Annotated in this window: 19 protein-coding genes, 2 other RNA genes and 1 pseudogene; 14 read left to right on the top strand and 8 right to left on the bottom strand. The window is 33.9% G+C overall.

Features of this window, described 5'->3' with window-relative positions; translation table 11 throughout:
* Positions 1-108: 108 nt before the first annotated feature.
* Positions 109-1,269: a glutamate--cysteine ligase gene (gene gshA / locus ABWU36_RS04515; protein WP_253309225.1), complete on the top strand. Its 1,161-nt coding sequence runs from the start codon at positions 109-111 to the stop codon at positions 1,267-1,269.
* Positions 1,270-1,272: 3 nt separating this feature from the next.
* On the opposite strand, the gene ABWU36_RS04510 is transcribed toward gshA, so the two are convergent.
* From ABWU36_RS04510 to ABWU36_RS04500, 3 genes are all read right to left on the bottom strand, one after another.
* Positions 1,273-2,094 carry a hypothetical protein gene (locus ABWU36_RS04510; protein ID WP_253309226.1) on the bottom strand — a complete coding sequence of 274 codons (822 nt, stop codon included), beginning with the start codon at positions 2,092-2,094 and terminating at the stop codon, positions 1,273-1,275.
* 78 nt (positions 2,095-2,172) lie between these two features.
* A complete protein-coding gene (gene hemH / locus ABWU36_RS04505) occupies positions 2,173-3,120 on the bottom strand; it encodes a ferrochelatase (RefSeq protein ID WP_353273063.1) in 948 nt (315 codons plus the stop codon).
* Positions 3,121-3,981: a hypothetical protein gene (locus ABWU36_RS04500; RefSeq protein ID WP_264687749.1), complete on the bottom strand. Its 861-nt coding sequence runs from the start codon at positions 3,979-3,981 to the stop codon at positions 3,121-3,123. It lies immediately after the preceding gene.
* Positions 3,982-4,094: 113 nt separating this feature from the next.
* Here ABWU36_RS04500 and ndk point away from each other — a divergent pair, with 113 nt between their 5' ends.
* The 3 genes and pseudogenes from ndk (at position 4,095) to ABWU36_RS04485 (ending at position 6,412) form a co-directional block, all read left to right on the top strand.
* Positions 4,095-4,514 (top strand): nucleoside-diphosphate kinase, encoded by a 420-nt coding sequence (ndk, locus tag ABWU36_RS04495; protein ID WP_353273062.1) that lies wholly within the window; start codon positions 4,095-4,097, stop codon positions 4,512-4,514.
* A gap of 932 nt (positions 4,515-5,446) precedes the next feature.
* Positions 5,447-5,596: pseudogene (locus ABWU36_RS06830) on the top strand (DnaJ domain-containing protein); the annotation flags it as partial.
* A gap of 120 nt (positions 5,597-5,716) precedes the next feature.
* On the top strand, positions 5,717-6,412 hold the full coding sequence (locus ABWU36_RS04485) for a J domain-containing protein (RefSeq protein WP_353273061.1): 696 nt from the start codon (positions 5,717-5,719) through the stop codon (positions 6,410-6,412).
* Here ABWU36_RS04485 and ABWU36_RS04480 read toward each other — a convergent pair.
* Both ABWU36_RS04480 and ABWU36_RS04475 read right to left on the bottom strand, forming a co-directional pair.
* Positions 6,409-7,698, bottom strand: coding sequence for a bifunctional folylpolyglutamate synthase/dihydrofolate synthase (locus ABWU36_RS04480; RefSeq protein ID WP_253309231.1), 1,290 nt, complete (start codon positions 7,696-7,698; stop codon positions 6,409-6,411). The genes ABWU36_RS04485 and ABWU36_RS04480 overlap by 4 nt on opposite strands.
* A complete protein-coding gene (locus tag ABWU36_RS04475) occupies positions 7,695-8,285 on the bottom strand; it encodes a phospholipid-binding protein MlaC (protein ID WP_253309232.1) in 591 nt (196 codons plus the stop codon). Before ABWU36_RS04475 ends, ABWU36_RS04480 begins: the two co-directional genes overlap by 4 nt.
* Positions 8,286-8,394: 109 nt before the next feature.
* Here ABWU36_RS04475 and ssrS point away from each other — a divergent pair.
* The 3 genes from ssrS (at position 8,395) to ABWU36_RS04460 (ending at position 9,789) form a co-directional block, all read left to right on the top strand.
* Positions 8,395-8,556: non-coding RNA, 6S RNA (gene ssrS / locus ABWU36_RS04470), on the top strand.
* A gap of 19 nt (positions 8,557-8,575) precedes the next feature.
* Positions 8,576-9,037, top strand: a complete 462-nt coding sequence (locus ABWU36_RS04465) for a type II toxin-antitoxin system RatA family toxin (protein WP_353273060.1) — start codon at positions 8,576-8,578, stop codon at positions 9,035-9,037.
* Between the two features lie 53 nt (positions 9,038-9,090).
* The gene (locus ABWU36_RS04460; protein ID WP_253309234.1) at positions 9,091-9,789 is read left to right on the top strand and encodes a DsbA family protein; all 699 of its coding nucleotides are present in this window, start codon (positions 9,091-9,093) and stop codon (positions 9,787-9,789) included.
* Between the two features lie 29 nt (positions 9,790-9,818).
* Here the strand turns inward: ABWU36_RS04460 and ABWU36_RS04455 are convergent, their stop codons facing one another.
* Positions 9,819-10,097 carry a DUF2671 domain-containing protein gene (locus ABWU36_RS04455; RefSeq protein WP_253309235.1) on the bottom strand — a complete coding sequence of 93 codons (279 nt, stop codon included), beginning with the start codon at positions 10,095-10,097 and terminating at the stop codon, positions 9,819-9,821.
* Positions 10,098-10,355: 258 nt separating this feature from the next.
* Here ABWU36_RS04455 and ABWU36_RS04450 point away from each other — a divergent pair, with 258 nt between their 5' ends.
* Entirely contained in the window at positions 10,356-11,003 is a 648-nt protein-coding gene (locus ABWU36_RS04450) for an O-methyltransferase (RefSeq protein WP_253309236.1), read from the top strand.
* Position 11,004: 1 nt separating this feature from the next.
* Here ABWU36_RS04450 and ABWU36_RS04445 read toward each other — a convergent pair whose 3' ends face one another.
* Positions 11,005-11,658 (bottom strand): glutathione S-transferase family protein, encoded by a 654-nt coding sequence (locus ABWU36_RS04445; protein ID WP_353273059.1) that lies wholly within the window; start codon positions 11,656-11,658, stop codon positions 11,005-11,007.
* Positions 11,659-11,880: 222 nt separating this feature from the next.
* On the opposite strand from ABWU36_RS04445, the gene ffs reads away from it, so the two are divergent.
* From ffs to ABWU36_RS04430, 3 genes are all read left to right on the top strand, one after another.
* Positions 11,881-11,970: signal recognition particle sRNA small type (ffs, locus tag ABWU36_RS04440), an RNA gene on the top strand.
* Between the two features lie 20 nt (positions 11,971-11,990).
* On the top strand, positions 11,991-13,475 hold the full coding sequence (gene dnaX, locus ABWU36_RS04435; protein ID WP_265016627.1) for a DNA polymerase III subunit gamma/tau: 1,485 nt from the start codon (positions 11,991-11,993) through the stop codon (positions 13,473-13,475).
* Between the two features lie 3 nt (positions 13,476-13,478).
* Positions 13,479-13,811: a YbaB/EbfC family nucleoid-associated protein gene (locus ABWU36_RS04430; protein ID WP_353273058.1), complete on the top strand. Its 333-nt coding sequence runs from the start codon at positions 13,479-13,481 to the stop codon at positions 13,809-13,811.
* A gap of 265 nt (positions 13,812-14,076) precedes the next feature.
* On the opposite strand, the gene ABWU36_RS04425 is transcribed toward ABWU36_RS04430, so the two are convergent.
* Entirely contained in the window at positions 14,077-14,241 is a 165-nt protein-coding gene (locus ABWU36_RS04425) for a hypothetical protein (protein ID WP_264687755.1), read from the bottom strand.
* A 441-nt stretch (positions 14,242-14,682) separates the two neighbouring features.
* Here ABWU36_RS04425 and ABWU36_RS04420 point away from each other — a divergent pair, with 441 nt between their 5' ends.
* From ABWU36_RS04420 to mtaB, 3 genes are all read left to right on the top strand, one after another.
* Positions 14,683-15,354: a P44/Msp2 family outer membrane protein gene (locus ABWU36_RS04420; RefSeq protein ID WP_353273057.1), complete on the top strand. Its 672-nt coding sequence runs from the start codon at positions 14,683-14,685 to the stop codon at positions 15,352-15,354.
* Positions 15,355-15,495: 141 nt separating this feature from the next.
* A complete protein-coding gene (locus ABWU36_RS04415) occupies positions 15,496-15,654 on the top strand; it encodes a hypothetical protein (protein ID WP_253309240.1) in 159 nt (52 codons plus the stop codon).
* A gap of 271 nt (positions 15,655-15,925) precedes the next feature.
* On the top strand, positions 15,926-17,161 hold the full coding sequence (gene mtaB / locus ABWU36_RS04410; RefSeq protein WP_253309241.1) for a tRNA (N(6)-L-threonylcarbamoyladenosine(37)-C(2))-methylthiotransferase MtaB: 1,236 nt from the start codon (positions 15,926-15,928) through the stop codon (positions 17,159-17,161).
* Positions 17,162-17,168: the final 7 nt, after the last annotated feature.

Raw genomic sequence — 17,168 nt, 5'->3', positions numbered from 1 at the left:
AGAATCTCATTATACTTTAATCTTTACTTTAATCTTTAGTCAAATTTGCTAAATATGTTTAATTATAGCTTATAATATAATACCTTCCTTATAACATTTAAAGTGTAGATGCAAAACATAATTCACCCAGATTTGGAAAAAAGTATAAATAATTGGTTTGAGGCAAAATTTAACGGCCTTACATTGCCATTTTATAGCTCTATAGATCTTAGAAACTCCAGCTACAAAATTGCCCCAGTGGACGCTAATTTATTTCCTGCAGGGTTCAACAATCTAAGTGAGACATCAAGAGCAACAGCAGCAAAACTAATAAAAAGTTATTTTGAAACAAAACAATATAAAAAGACTCTTATAATACCGGAGAATTACACACGAAATAAAATGTATATAGAAAACGTATTTGTTATAGAGAAAGTACTGCAGCTCGCAGGTTTTGAAACTAGAATTGGCCTCTTTCACAACGAAGCATATAATTTAATAGAACCATATGAAACTATCGTGAAAGAAAACTCTCTGCTAAAGACAACTTCAGGATTTGTGCCTGATGTTATTATACTGAATCGTGATATGACGAGCCACATTCCAGACACGCTAAAAGACGTAAAGCAAGATATAGTACCAAGCCCACTATACGGTTGGCATAGCAGACAGAAATTTAAGTATTTTGAAATCTATCAAGAATTAGCGTCCGAATTTTGTAGCGAATTTAAAATGGACCCATGGCTTATTTCTGTGCTTACAGAAAGCTGTAATGGAGTTGACTTTAATGATGATTCATCACTAGGAGCAGTAGCGACTAAAGTTGACCAAATATTATCTCTAGTGCAAAAAAAGTATGAGGAATATGAAATAAAAACACAACCTTACGTTTTTATCAAAGCAAGCAATGGCACATATGGGATGGGCATTATAACAGCAACAAGTGGAGAGGAAATATTAAATCTCAATAAAAAAAAGCGTCATAAAATGAAAAAGATAAAAGAAGGAATAGCAATCAATAGCGTTATTATACAAGAAGGTGTACCAACCATTGACATATTTAAAAGCAGTTCTGCAGAACCGCTGATATACTATATAGGAGATACTCCAACATGTTACTTATACCGATGTAATAGCAGGAAAGATGTATATTCTAGCTTGAATGCCACTGACTGTGAGTTTCATGATGTTAGCCAGGTTGTGGAAGGTAAAATTCTGTCACTTTGGAGTATTGTTGGCAAATTAGCAGTACTAGCGTTGGCAGTAGAAATAAAATCTTTTCACCTCTAACCCTTACATTCCCACAGCGTTGCCATCGGGCAGATCATTATCATCATTACCGGGCTGAATATGGTTATGGCCAGCATTATCAAGTTCAGTGGAAGGATCATCATTGACAGGTTGTTGAAACAATTTGTCAAGCTGAACTGCCAGAAATACTGCACTATATATTATGCTAACTGTTACGCTTAAGTTGAAATTATAGATTATACCATTACCTAAGTTTATTGGTATGGTTGCAGTCTCCATTCTTTTTAATATGAAGTTTAACAAACCTAATGACAAAGTTAATGTGCTGATAATAAGGTCCTTCTTACACTTAGCAGACTTTTCAGGATCCTTATTATCTAGGTATTTTCTCCATGAATAATAGTAGCTTATAGGTTCTGAAATAAACAGAAATAGGATCGTTGATGTTAAGTGAATGTGACTTATTACGTCTCCATTACCCCTAGTAAAAAAATGGATGACTTTCAACATCATCAATGCTTCTATGATGCTGCTTGCAAGATTAGCCGATTTACCCACAACTTTTGCCAGCTCTTTTTTACTCTCAGGGTTTCTGTAATCCTTAATTAGATCCTGTAGAGTAAATGCAGAATGGGCAATATATAGAATAGATGTCGGAAACTTTACTAGTCGAGCAACATTCCGTATAAGAAAGATATTGGATCTATTATTGTCAATGAACTCGCAGCAAAATTGCAGTGAAATCTTACACAATAGGGCTGTTAAACCTGTTGTGATGCAGATTACCTTCCTGAAATCATGATCATAAATATCATGCACCTTTTGTGCGAGTATGTTAGATTTCTTTTTTAGCTTGTTTGGCATGAAATAGTTAACAAAATAATAACTCCCTTTTATTCCATCACATAAAAGCCTTGAAGAAAAGCCCTATAAATCAGGACTTTAAGGGTGATTTATGCATAAATCGGCTAAGCATTTTATAAACAAGGAATCAATACTGAGAGTTGGTACGCGAAAATAATATCCATCCTTGATAATTGCTTTATATTCTATATCAAGTTCAACTAGAGTTTCTGAATGCTCAGAAACAAAAGATATAGGTGATAAAACTACAGGTACACCATCAGCTTTTGTACGTGATAGCTCACTTTCAGTGCTTGGCTCTAGCCATTTTACAGGACCAATCTTACTCTGATAACATATTGACCAATCTAAGTTATTGATAGCTAACTTTTCTACTATTAACTCTACGCTTCTTTCTACCTGTGAAGCGTAAGGGTCGCCTTTTTTAATAACGCTAAGGGGCAAGCTATGAGCTGAAAATAGGACTCTTGGCTTACCAATCCTGCTGGCTAATTTGTAGTACTTGGCTATCAAGTTAGTATGAGCCTCAATAAAGTTTTCATTGTCATAATAATGATGAATTATTTTTGTATTGCATTTTAGGCCATGCTTTTTAGCATTTTTTTGCCAATTTTCGATGGATGACAAGGTTGTGGTAGTTGAATATTGAGGGTATAGTGGCAGCAAAATTACTTCATCAGGATCAAACTGTTTTACACTTTTAACAACTTCGTCAGCAAATGGATGCCAATAGCGCATGCAAATGAATACCTTGTGTACATGGTTTCTATCTTCATTTAATTTTAGTTCTAAAGCATTAGCTTGCATTTTTGTATTCTCCAGAATTGGCGATTTACCTCCGATTTCCTCGTATATTTTTCGTGCAGTATTTTCTCGTTTCGCAGATATAAACTTTACTAAAAGAAACCGAAAGGGATTCGGTAGATTGATTATTCTCCTGTCATAAAAAAGGTTGAATAAAAAAGGACGGACCGCATTTAGTGAATCAGGCCCGCCAAGATTAAATAAGATAACTGCCTTTTTCACCTACGCACTACTACAACAAGTTACTTCTGGGGTGCCTATAAAATTAGCTACACACTCATCAAATTTAGTTATAGGCACTAAATTTCTTACACTGGCATACAATAAGTGGCCTGATCTCTTCAGGTTACTCTTGGTGGATGTGAAGTTCCAATCGAAAAATGTATCGACAAAAAGACTTGGTACCGTTTCAAGAAGTTCAACAGCAGCTAAAGATAGCATTATACAACTTTGCAGGACATTCAGAAGAACCTTGAGGGGAAAAAGTAAAACTTTAACGAAAAGAGAGGTGCTACTTGTTTCATCCAGTGGTCGCCCTGAGTTAGGCGAATTATACTCAATATGCTTTCTATTTTGATCAAAGATAGGAAATTTTATAGTATCTTTCTTAAATTGCCCATCTATTTCTTGTGTACTATGTTTGGTCCATTTTTCTAGTGACCACTCACGCACGTGAAAAGTTCTTACAAAAAAGCATGTTGTAACCATCAATGCAGCACATATAAGCGCACACTGCATAAGACTTATACTACCTACCATAGCTGGCAGCGCAAAACAAACAAATGGCACTATGATAGCCATTTCAAGAAATGGAATAGTGTTTCTTTTCATTGCAAAGGCAGCGCCTTTTTTTAGCTCCGTGTATTGATTATTACTTTTTCCTTGCTTTTGTAGAATATGGTCACACATACCATATTCTAAATAACTTAAAAAAGCCAAATTAAAAGTTAAAAACCCTTTTGCTCCACAAAAAATTGACGATTTCAAGTTATTGACCAATTTTTTAGCAGTAGATTCAGTTTCAACCAGTTGTTTGGTAGTAGATTCAGGTTTTTCATTAGTTTTTTTACAACAAGTATGCATACAATACTCCCTTGATGGTTTATTCTTAACTATAAATAAAAAACTGCTTTTATCAAATCAAAATTTACAATAAAATAAATCTATAAATATACTATTTTATATAAGGAGATAATATGGCAATTGAGAGAACACTTTCGATATTAAAACCTGATGCAGTAAAAAATAATATTACAGGCAAGATAAATTCATACATTGAAAGCTCTGGGCTCAAAATTATAGCACAAAAAATGATGTTACTGACAAAAAAACAAGCAGAGCTGTTTTATGAAATTCATAAAGATAGGTCTTTTTTTGGGGAATTGGTAGAGTTTATGACTTCTGGTTCTGTGATAGTTCAAGTTTTAGTTGGTGAAAATGCAGTAAGTAAATACAGACAAATCATGGGAGCTACCGATCCAAAGCAGGCAGATAAAGGTACAATCAGGGGTGATTTTGCTGATGACATTAGTGAAAATAGAGTTCACGGCTCGGATAGTCTAGAAAATGCTCGTAAGGAGATAGCTTTCTTTTTTGCTGAACGTGAGTTGGTGTAGTCAAATCAGATTTTCCTATATATAACTAAATTTTCTGGATCCTATGTCAAGCATACATCTGTACGAACGTTGTAATTAACAGGTGGCAAATCCAAGTAGCTGACAACATAGAAACGAAAAAATTCCTTGACAAACTCCGCCAGCCCTCTTATCATGGTACTGAAGGTATTCAGTTATCTTCATCTGTGCAGATTAAACAGCAAAAAAACAACGTAGTTGGCGTCTTATTTTTAATTTTTTGCACTATGTGCATCCTATGTCTTCACAACATTTCTAGGTTTTTGCCTATATAAGCTGAAACGCGCTTATAAGTCGTTTAAGACAGTATAGTACGCCAATTTGCAGGATTAGGGAGTGAACACTAATTACCACGGGGTTTCTTTGCCTTTTTTTTCGTTTGGTAAATTTCTTAAATATTTATAGCTAAACGACAACCGTCATCCCGCTACTTGTTAGCGGCTGAGATACCGCGGCGGTATGACGGTTCGCGGCAGCATGACGACAAATTCATCATTCCGCTGCTTGTTAGCGGCTAAGAGATACCGCGAATGAATCGCGGTATGACGGTTCGCGGTGGCATCTCGTCATCCCGCTACTTGTTAGCGGGATCTAGAGATACCGCGGCGTTATGACGTAGAAGCTATACTTTTATACTCACCAACTCAGTTTGCTTGCTTACAAGTAAACTGCAACCCTAAATGTTGGAGCACTGTCGTACACTAAGCGCTGTAATGACAATTTTAGTCGCTTCATACACTTATCATGCTAGTCATAACAGAAATAATTTTTACCAGAGATATTTATGAAATAATTGACATAGTTTGGAAATATGTATATTATAGAACATTAATAGTTAGTTAATTTGTAGGTGTAATATGGCTAGAAAGATTTTGAATGAAAATGAGTATCACGCTTTTAAGCGGTTGTTTTTAATGTTTGGTATTCAGAAGAAGGATGTGGTAAATTCTGGCATTGAGAATATTAATAAAAAGTTTAGTGAACAATATCGTAAATTATCGTTAAAATATCACCCAGATAAAAACCCAAACAATAAAGAAGCGGAGGAGAAATTTAAGGTTATTGCATTAAATAAGCCATTTTTTGAAGAATTTATAATAGAGCCGTTGGAGAAAGGTCTCAATAAAAGAAATAATTTAATAAAAGAATTACGCGGTAAGTTGTGAAGTCGCAGTTATGAAGAATTGCAAAAATACTTAGATGATAAGCACAGAAATAAACTCTATAATAAGCAGCAGTCAATTAACAATAATGTAACTGCTTATTCAAAATATTCTTCTTATTCACATCTCTTAGGAAGTCTTTTAGTATTCTTCACATCAATTGCATTTTTAATCATTAATGGTATTTCTTGTAATGTACCAATAGCAGTAGGTTTTCTTGCTCCCTTGTTAGCAGGATTTATTTTGAGTTCAGCTATCAAGAGCATTTATACTAGAAATGGAAAAGAGTTTAATAATCAGACTAATATTTTATTATTGTTTTACTTTGACCAAGAATGCGAAAATTTTTCAAAGAGTGATAGGACTAAATTAAAGTGGCTAAAAAATTCATTTATTTTGAGCAACATAATCTGTACATCTTTAATGTTTTTCGGTGTGGGATTAGATTTAGTTGCCAACGGCTTTGGTATAACTAACTCTATGATGTTATCCGGCTTATTACTTTCATTACCATTCAAGCTTTTAATTGTTACTTCACCTGTTTTCAATGCTGCAAGTAATTATATTCTCAAAAAGACGACTATAAATTCAATTGAGGAGCAATTTAAAGGTGATGGTCCACTTGTAGAAGTTGATGACGAACAACCAAGCAGTACTATGAGCAATCAAAGTTATTTCCACATCGGTCAGTTAATGCTCACATATCATCAAAGTTAGTTATTCTCCATAGCGAAGTCTCTAGCTAGGAACAATGAGCCACAGATTAGTATGGTTTTGATGTTTTGGATAGAGGCTTTTAATATGTGATTTGATATTGCATCGCCAATTGATTCACATTCAACTGCTTTTATTCCTATGTTATTGGCTTTTTCCCTAATCAAATTTGTATTTGTTGCTTTAGGTTCAGACTTAACACAAACCGCACATAGTAGCTTGATATATGGCTTTAAGTGCTCTAAGAACTCTGCCACATTTCTGTTACGAGTAACACCAAAAATTATATAGATACCTTCAGCAAAATTATCTTTTACCCACTGAGATAGCACTCTAGCACCGTCATTATTGTGCGCACCATCTAAAAATAATTGCCAATCTTTCGGTAGTAGGGAAATTAAATTACCCTCTTTTATTAGCTCTAGTCGTGCAGGCCAGTAGGTACGCTGTAAACCTGAAGTGATATCCTCTTCTCCAATATCAAATCCATATTTTCCACTTAAAATACTACATGCTGCAATGGCGTTTCCTGCATTGATTATTTGGTGTTCACCCTTCAGAGATGGCAAAGGAAATTCTATTGATTGAATAGCTGATTGGAAAACCATTTTGTTGTTCTTTTTTTTGCAATTCCATTCAAGACCTCCTCTATATAGAGGAGATTTCTTATTTATTGCATGGAATTCTAGTGTACTCATCACAGACTTTTCTTGTGGTGCTATTACGCAAGGAACATTAGGTTTCATTATTCCAGCCTTTTCACCTGCTATAATTTCTACAGTAGGGCCAAGATATTCTGTATGATCAAGGGCAATGGAAGTAATTATTGTTAAAATCGGACTATCTATAACATTTGTTGCATCAAGTCTTCCGCCCATACCTACTTCAACTAAAGTAATATCGGCTTTATGACGAGAAAAAGCTAAAAAAGCTGCAATAGTTGCAGCTTCAAACAGAGTGATAGGTTGTTCTGCAATCACGGCACGGCATTCTTCTAATAAGCTATATAATTCATTATCGTCGATATAACTGCCTGCAATAACTATTCTTTCATTAAAATTCACCAAATGTGGAGAAGTGTATGCATGGACCTTATACCCTGCTGCTTGCATTATATATCTTATAAATGCTAGTGTTGAGCCTTTCCCGTTAGTCCCAGCTATATAAATTACGGGAGGCATTTTTTTCTCAGGATTGTCCAATTTATTTAGAAAGCTTTTTATGCGATCAAGAGAAAAATCCTTTGGTCTACTACCAAGCGGTTTAGGCCAATGAGGCATATATATCATGGATTGTTATTGCATTTTAATTCAGCTATAACGCTTGCTATGCCATGCGTGTCGATTTTTTCACTAAATTGAGAACGTTGATTAATAGCAATACTTATTCCACTCATTACAACATCACTTATCAAGAAAGAACTGTTATTTTTAGTAACTTTAAAATCAATATTTGTAAATTCTTCATCACCGTAAGAAAATCTTGTACCAATTAAGCAAGTTTCATCGTCAACTGCTTTTGTACTCATTATGATCATTTCACTATCATGCATGTATTTATATAAAATTTTAACGCACAAACGCGTAAGATACACTTCATACTCTCTTAAAAAATCTTCTTTTTCTTTTTGTTTAACTAAAGCCCAATGTTTTCCTATAACGAATTGCGATATTCCTTTGAGGTTAACATTATTCTGAATGACCTCCTGAAGCTTTTCGTGTACATGCCCTAGGTTTTTTCTATTTCCTTTTGTAGATATACCATCCACTTGTTGCTTCATAGTATGCACAAAAATTTTGTGATCTGTACAACTAGTGTAAGCTCTTGAAGAAATTGCAATAAAAACAATAATGATTAAAACTTTAGTAATGTTCATAAGATAAACTATAATACTTAAAATGCAAAATTTAATAAAGATTAAATAATAATCGCTGACTTTAATATACCTATAGACATGCCCTGTGTAAATCATCTATAATTCAAGTAAGGGTCTGTGCTATGCGTTATGAGTTAAGTTAAATTTCCCGAGCGATAATTTCTAGAGAAGGGAATTGCCTCTGCTGGTTTCGTTGAAACTAATATGCGATGCCCACCTTAACTTCAGGTCTCAGGAATCTACTAAGGCTGACGATAGATACGGATCCTTTTTTGATTGGTACTAAATTTATGCTTCATCAATGCAGAGAACAAGGTACCTTCCTATGTTCGCCTAATGAAGTACTCCAAATTGTAATTGATGTTGAAAGGTATCCTGATTTTGTTCCTTGGTGCAAAGCCGTTTATATAAAAGAAAAAATTGACAACCAAATGGTTGTGGATCTTCTCGCAGTTTTTCATGGAATTAAAGGAAAGTACACATCAGAAGTAACCTTTCTTTCTCCAAGTGGAACAAATGAAGGTTGGATAAAAGCTGTATCATCAAATGGAATATTTAAACATCTATACAATGAATGGCAATTCATTCCCATAGATGAAAATAAAACTATGGTAAAGTTTTATATAGAGTTTAAGTTTAAGTCCAACTCATTTTCCACTTTATTAAACTCAGTATATAAATATACACAGAGTAAAATAATTGCTGCATTTAAAGATAGGGCTGAAAGCCTTGCTAAACAAAAGTTATCTTGACATTATTAATATAAATATGTAATTTTTTTAGTAAGTTAAGTGTTTGTATTGTAATGATTTTCAGACTATTGTTTTTACTAATTCTTATGAGTGTTAATTCTTATGCAGTTGTTAAATCCAGTAACCAACATATTCAAAAAGAAACTAATGAAATAACATCAAAGGAGTTACTATCACTATTACCTGATGATAAATTATTAGGAGATCCAAAAGCACCAATTCTAATGATAGAATATGCTTCATTAACTTGCTATCACTGCTCTCTTTTTCATAAGAATGTTTTTCCTAAAATTAAAGAGAAATATATAGACACAGGTAAGATGTTATATATATTTCGTCATTTTCCTTTGGATTACAGAGGGCTAAAGGCTGCAATGCTAAGTCATTGCTACGAAAAACAAGAAGACTACTTTAATTTTAACAAAGCTGTTTTTAACTCAATAGATTCGTGGAATTACTACAATTTAAGTGATTTGACTTTACTACAAAGAATTGCTGCACTAAGCAACTTAAAGCAAGATGCATTTAACCAATGCATTAATGATAAGAAAATTATGGATAAAATCGTAAATGATAAATCACTGGCAATCAATAAACTTGGTATCACAGCCACTCCAATATTTTTCATCAAGCTTAACGATGATGGTAAGTCATATATAGAGCATAATAAAGTTAAACATGAAGGGTATAAAGAGCTGAAATATCTTACTGATGTGATAGATAAATTATATGGAAAAGCTATAGTGAAGTAATACCACTGTAGCTTACCATATAAAAGACTCTATGCTGAGTCATTGTTTTTCACTACTGTTTGTTGTTTTTTACGCTCAAACTCTCTTTTTTTACTGTGCCAAGTGTAGTAATACATAGCGATTTTATTCTCTATTAATACTATTGTCCCATCATAAAACTGAACCATATCCATAACTTTTCTCTGAGCTTCATTAAAACGTTCTTTATACTTTTCACGATAAGCTGGATTATGTAGTAACATAACCCCTTCATTCTTGTTAGATTTTTTGTTTAACGTTTCAACTTCACTAGCAATAGTATAAGACATATAACCCCCTCTAATTGATTATAAAAATTATATTTTAAAAAGAGAAATGCGCATAAACAATCCCTTTAATTCTAGTATAATAATCGATTGTTTATTATACTAGTTAACCATAGTACGATATATAATAATTTTTGTCACTTAAAATTTTATACTATGAAATAATAACTTAAAATAAATGTTTTTATTATTTTAAACTATATTATTATATTTATAAACTGTGTATGAATTAAGCTTCCCTAATTTATAATATAAAACGTAATGCGTAATAATTTTAGTATAAAATTATCATATATAAGAAATCTATTTGCAAAAGAATATAAAAAAATAGAAGAATATTGTATTCTTGAAAAAAAGCAACATATTCAGATTGGCCCTGAAGAAGGAAAGCTATTAAGTTTATTTATAAAAATCCATAAAATCAAAAGTATTGTTGAGATTGGCACGTTATACGGTTATTCGTCGATTTGCATGGCAAAAGCTCTACTGAAAGACGGTCATATATATACAATAGAAAATAATCCTCAACACTCAAGAATAGCAAAAAAAAATTTTAGTGCTTTTAATCTAAGTGATAAAATTACTCTAATAGAAGGTGATGCACTGGAAAAAATTAATGAATTATCAGCAAAGGCACCATTTGACATGATATTCATCGATGCTGACAAAAGTAGTTATCCTAAGTATTTAGATTGGGCAGAGTCATACATTAAACAAGATGGGCTAATCGTTGCAGATAACACTCTATTATTTAATACAGTATTTTTAGAATCGCCTCCAAAAGAAGTATCAGAAAAATCATGGCATGCTATGAGGGAGTTTAATAATAGATTATCAGATGAAAAGAAATATTTCTCTATATTGATTCCAACTGATGAAGGAATGACTGTAGCTTTAAAGCTAACATAAGTTAAAAATCAAGGTCAGCGTAATGTTTAGGAGGGGTTAAACCGGAAACTCTCTCTAATAATATCTCACGAAAACAAGGCTTTGATTTAACAATGGAGTACCATTCTTTTAAAATTTTACTTTTTTCCCATGGAAAACTACTTATATAATCCATTACGGAAATATGCGATGCTAAAGCAATATCAGCCAAAGTGAACTTATCAGTTGCAAGCCAAACGTTCTTGTTAATTAAGTGTTCGATGTATTCCATATGGCAAGGCAGGTTATGCTGAGCTGCATGAAGAAATCTAGAGTCAGGGCTGCGGTTAGTAATTACTTTTTCATTCATAATATACTTAGTAACTTCATTGTAAAATTTGTTGTCGAACCAATTGATTAGAGCGCGTATTTTAGACTTAATAATAGTGGATGAACCAAGTAATTTGACGTCGCTATTGTAAGTCTCTTCTATATATTCACAAATGGCATTACTATCCGCTATTACAAAGTTATTATCTATTAATACTGGTACTTGCCCAGTTGGATTGATCTCCATAAATTCATTCCGTTTTTCCCACGGATTTTCATACACTAGATCGCAGCCTAATTTTTTTTCTTTTAGAAAAGTTCTAACTTTTCGTGAAAATGGACAAAGAGGAAAATGATATAAAATCATAATATTCCTCTTTTGTTATCCCAGTACCTATAGGTTGTTATTCCAGTGTGTGACACTGAAATCCACATCTTTTTTCTCTGGATCCAAGTTGGAATGACAAGAGAAGAGTATTTTAGGTAACAGTTGTTTACTCCAAAGTAATGTTGCAAAAGGTCTAACATATAAATTATAAGACTAATATAGGATATACCTTGCTAAATAAAAAAAAAAGTATAATATTTTATAAGGTATGCAGGCAAAAACTCTGTAATTTGGTCAGATCAGAAATGAAGCAGCCATATCAGAACCTTTTTGGGTTGCATACCTATTTCTTATTTGTTTTATCAGAGGCTATGAATATAGCATTAAAACATCGTCCTAGTAGCTTTAAAGATCTAGTAGGTCAAGATATATTAGTGCGTGTATTAGAAAATGCTTTTATTTTAAACAAAATCCCACAGTCTATACTGCTCTCTGGTAGTAGTGGAGTTGGTAAAACCACCACTGCAAGGATAATAGCTTTATGTTTGAATTGTTCCCTGGGGCCAATTTTTGAACCTTGCGGATCATGTGAAAATTGTCTAGCAATAAAAAATTCAAGCCATCCAGATGTGATTGAAATTGATGCAGCAAGTCACACTAGCATTGACGATGTTAAAGTAATCCTGGGAGATATTTGCTATTCACCTATAAGCTCTAAATTCAAAGTCTACATTATAGATGAAGTACACATGTTATCCAGCAGTGCATTTAACGCATTACTTAAAACCCTAGAAGAGCCACCCTCTAGTGTAAAATTCATTTTAGCAACTACAGAAATAAAAAAGATACCAATAACTATTATTGCACGTTGTCAAAGATTTGATTTACACAACATTCCTGTAGCTAAAATAGTAGAACGTTTAAATGATGTTGCACAAAAAGAGAGTTATTCCATTGAAAAGGGGGCATTAGAGTTAATTGCACGACATTCTGGAAATTCAATGCGTAACGCCTTGTTTTTGATGAATCAAGCAGTGCTATATAGCAAAGATGGTGCAATATCCACTAAAAATGTGATAGACATACTTGGCCTAGTGGATAAAGATATTATATTCGATCTATTAGGAGCAATATTAGAAGGTGATTTACAGAAAGCTCTATCAGTGTTTGACAAGGCAATAAAAACAGCAAACCCACTTAGTATTTTTGAAGGTCTATTGCAAACAATTCAGTTAGTATGCCGTTTTTTGATTACAAAAGAAATTGATAATGCAGTTACAGAGTATGAAAAGAACAGGATAAAAGATTTAAGTATAAAGAAGTCTTTAATATTTTTTTCGAGATTGTGGAAGGTGTTGCTTAAAGGTATTCAAGATATAAAAACTTCAACATGCAACGATGTTGCTGCTGAAATGATGTTAATTAGCCTCTGTTATCTTTCTGATCTGCCTTCTCCGGAACAAGTGGTCAAAAAAATTCTTTCGCAGAATGCACAGCAGGGAAATACGCATAGTATAGGAAATGAACAGCAACAAAATTATGATTTTGACAAAGTTTTGCAACTATTAAGGCGGAGTAACCAAATTTATCTTTACAAACAACTGTGTAATAATCTACAATTAATAGATTGTAAACCTGGATATTTAAAATTAAAAGCTGTATCTAAGTTGGATAGTAATTTTTGCAATGATTTAAAAAATTACTTAAACCAGGTGACTCAGCAGGAGTGGGTTATTACAGTTGATACGGGTTATATAAATAGGGAAGTGAGTAATTTAAATTATGCACCTGCAGTTAAGGATATACTTGATACATTTAAAGGTGCAAAAGTAGTTAATATAGAAAATAAGGAGTAAGTTGTGGATTTTAGTCAAATAATCAAACAAGCGCAAGAGATGCAAAAAAAGCTTGCAGAAGCTCAAGAAAAATATGTTGGGAAAGAGTTTCAAGGTATTTCTGGTGGTGGCAAAGTTTCTGTATTAGTGGAAGTCATAAAAATAGGTAGCTATAAAGCTAAAAAGGTGAACATAGACTTAGAACTTATGAGAAATGAGGAAAAAGATATAGTAGAGGATTTAGTAACAGCAGCGTTTAATGATGCCGTTAAAAAAGCAGAAGAAGATATGGCAAATGCAACTTCTGATCTTGCAGGTATGATGGGTTTACCACCTGGGTTTAAACTTCCTTTTTGAATTTACTACTGAAGTTTCTTTTAGTGTAAGTATTTCTTTTTTAATATTTCTAACGCCAGTACTTCTTCATATAATGCACCTATAGCTAGCACAGCCCTACGTCATACCGCGGTTCATTCGCGGTATCTCATCCGCTAACATGTAGCGGGATGATGAGGTTATCGTCTGCTGCCATGAACCGTCATACCGCGATTCATTCGCGGTATCTCAGCCGCTAACACGTGGCGAAATGACAGCAGTCCTACGTCATACCGTCACGGTATCTCTAGATCCCGCTAACACGTAGCGGGATGACGGTTGTCAGGCTAGTACCTTCCCCTGTCATTCCAGTGCCCTGACTACTTGGATCCAGGAAACTTAACTTTAATGAACGTGTCAAGTAGGCTGCATAATAAGGACTAGATTCCAGTGTCAAGCACTGGAATGACATGGTGAGGCGTCATCCTGCTGCTCCTTTCTTGTCATCCCGCGCGGAATAATTAACCGTCATACCGCGATTCATTCGCGGTATCTCAGCCGCTAACACGTAGCGGAATGACAGCAAGTCCTACGTCATACCGTCACGGTATCTCTAGATCCCGCTAACACGTGGCGGAATGACAGCAGTCCTACGTCATACCGTCACGGTATCTCATCCGCTAACAAGCAGCGGAATGACGAGGTCTTTCGATAGTAAATCTTACCTATGTTAGCTATACCAAAAAATCAAAAGTCGTGTAACTCTATTTATTCATTAATAAAATCTTTGTCTTCTCCTAAAAATTAGTTAAAATGTAGAATATTTTGTGTTATTAAGTTAGCACTTGACTTAACTTTAGTTGTTACTTAGACTGCTAAAGTGGAATTTTAATTTTTTTTTACGAGGACAATTATGCATTATAAAAAGTTTTTTTCAGCAGCCGCTTTAGCAACGTTGCTAAGTTTATCAAACTCTGCTTTCTCAGATCCTGTTGGTCCAATAAGTGATGAAGAAACTAGCTACTACGTTCGTTTGCAATACAACGGTGAAATTTTACCTCTTTTCACAAAAGTTGATGGTATTGCACATAAATCAGGCAAAGACAATAATAGTCCCTTAAAAGCATCTTTTATAGCTGGCGGTGGTGCGTTTGGTTATAAAATGGACGACATCAGGGTTGACGTTGAAGGACTTTACTCATGGTTGAATAAAGATGCAGATGTAGTAGGTGATACAGTTGCAGAAAGCTTAACAGCAATTTCAGGATTAGTTAACGTTTATTACGATGTAGCGATTGAAGACATGCCTATCACTCCATATGTTGGTGTTGGTGTTGGTGCAGCGTATATTAGCACACCTTTGGCAACTGCTGTGAGTAGTCAAAATGGTAAATTTGCTTTTGCTGGTCAAGCAAGAGCTGGTGTTAGTTACGATGTAACTCCAGAAGTCAAACTTTACGCTGGAGCTCACTATTTCGGTTCTTATGGTGCTAACTTTGATAAAACTGACAAAGACGGCAAAGGGGAACTCAAAGTTCTTTACAGCACTGTTGGTGCAGAAGCTGGAGTAGCGTTTAATTTCTAGTCTATCTCAATCTTGTTATCCCAGTGGGTTTTTTCTTGTCATTCAAGTAGCATGACACTGGGGTGGCTTTGTTGCATAGCGTTCAGAAAAACTAGTGATTACTGACTAAATTCATTATAAAATGACGATTTAAGGATAAATATGCCACAAAAAATGAGAGTCAGTAACCAAAACGAATATAACAAGTTTCTAGAAAAAAGAGGAAATATTTTTCATGATATCAACGAAGCCATAGAAAATTGGTATGAAATTGGGCCAAAATGCAGGGTGGCAACAATATTTACAGCAACAAAGTGGTAATTTTGATACATATAATAACCCATCTGTTCAGAATAGGTTTGAGACAAACAGTCGGGTTTATAAAATGATATTTGCAACGTAATTGGTATGCCTAAATTTGAAATAGTCGCATAAAATTATTTACTCTGGAAAAAACTTACGTTGCTATGCAACAAAGCCATCCCAGTGTCTGCTGCTTGCATAGCATTTATCTACCAAAACAATGGTCATGCAAGAGACTTTGCTTGGATGTGTGATATAATTTAAATTGTAAGGTCTAAAAAATACTAGCATGAATGAAGTGATAACATTTGGTTGTCGTCTAAATTTTTACGAGAGTGAGTTAATCAAAGAAGCATTAAAAAAAGCAGAAAGAAAAAATGTTGTTGTGGTACATAGCTGTGCAGTGACAAACGAAGCAGAACGCCAAGTAAAGCAAAAAATACGTAAGATCTATAAAAACGACCCAAGTAAAGAAATTATCGTAGTTGGTTGTGCTGTTCAGTTGGATCCAGAAGTTTACAGTAGCATTCCTGGTGTAAGTAAAGTGCTCGGTAATCAAGATAAGCTAAAAGCTGAAAATTACTTACTAAATGACGATAAAATCTTAGTCAGTGATAACCAAGTAAACAAATCAGAACCTGTTCTAATTAATGGATTTGAAGATAAATCAAGGGCATTTATTGAAATTCAAAATGGTTGTAATCATAGCTGCACATTTTGCTCAATTACTGAGGCAAGAGGGAATAATCAATCTGTGCCAATAAACAGTATTATAGAGCAAATTAGGATCTTTGTAGAAAATGGATATCAAGAAGTAGTGTTTACAGGTGTTGATATTACTGACTTTGGTACAGATTTGTTTGCCAAGCCATCACTTGGTTCAATGATTAGGAGAGTTTTAAAAGATATACCAGAGTTGAAGAGGCTAAGACTTTCCTCTATCGATGTTGCTGAAGTTGACGACGAATTAATGGATTTAATAGCTAATGAGTCAAGACTTATGCCTCATTTACATTTGAGTCTACAATCTGGTAATAATTTAATACTAAAGAGAATGAAGCGTCGTCACAACAGAGAACAAGTAATAGAATTTTGTCATAAAATGAAGAGCTTGAGGCCTAATATAGCATTTGGCGCTGATATTATTGCTGGATTTCCAACAGAAACTGATGAAATGTTTCAGGATACAGTTGATTTACTGAAAAAAACAAATATAGTTTACCTACATGCTTTTCCATATTCAGAGCGGAAGAATACACCTGCTGCACGAATGCCACAAGTACCAGAGAATGTGCGTAAAGAACGAGTAAAAAATTTAAGAGAAATGAATAGAGAAATGATGAGTAGCTTTTATCAATCTTTGATAGGCACTGAACAAAGTGTTCTGGTTGAGCAAAATAATGTCGGTAGAACAGAAAATTTTGCATTAGTAAAGCTTGAATCAAAAGCTCAAGCCAAGAGTATTGTGAAAGTTAATGTTAAAGGAGTGGAAAATAATTATCTAATTGGAAATATTCTTTCTTAATTTTTGT

The sequence above is a fragment of the Wolbachia endosymbiont (group A) of Portevinia maculata genome, from assembly GCF_964028525.1.
Taxonomy (GTDB): Bacteria; Pseudomonadota; Alphaproteobacteria; order Rickettsiales; family Anaplasmataceae; genus Wolbachia.
Note: the sequence above shows the minus strand (reverse complement) of the source record. Positions and strands in the feature narration are given on the sequence as shown.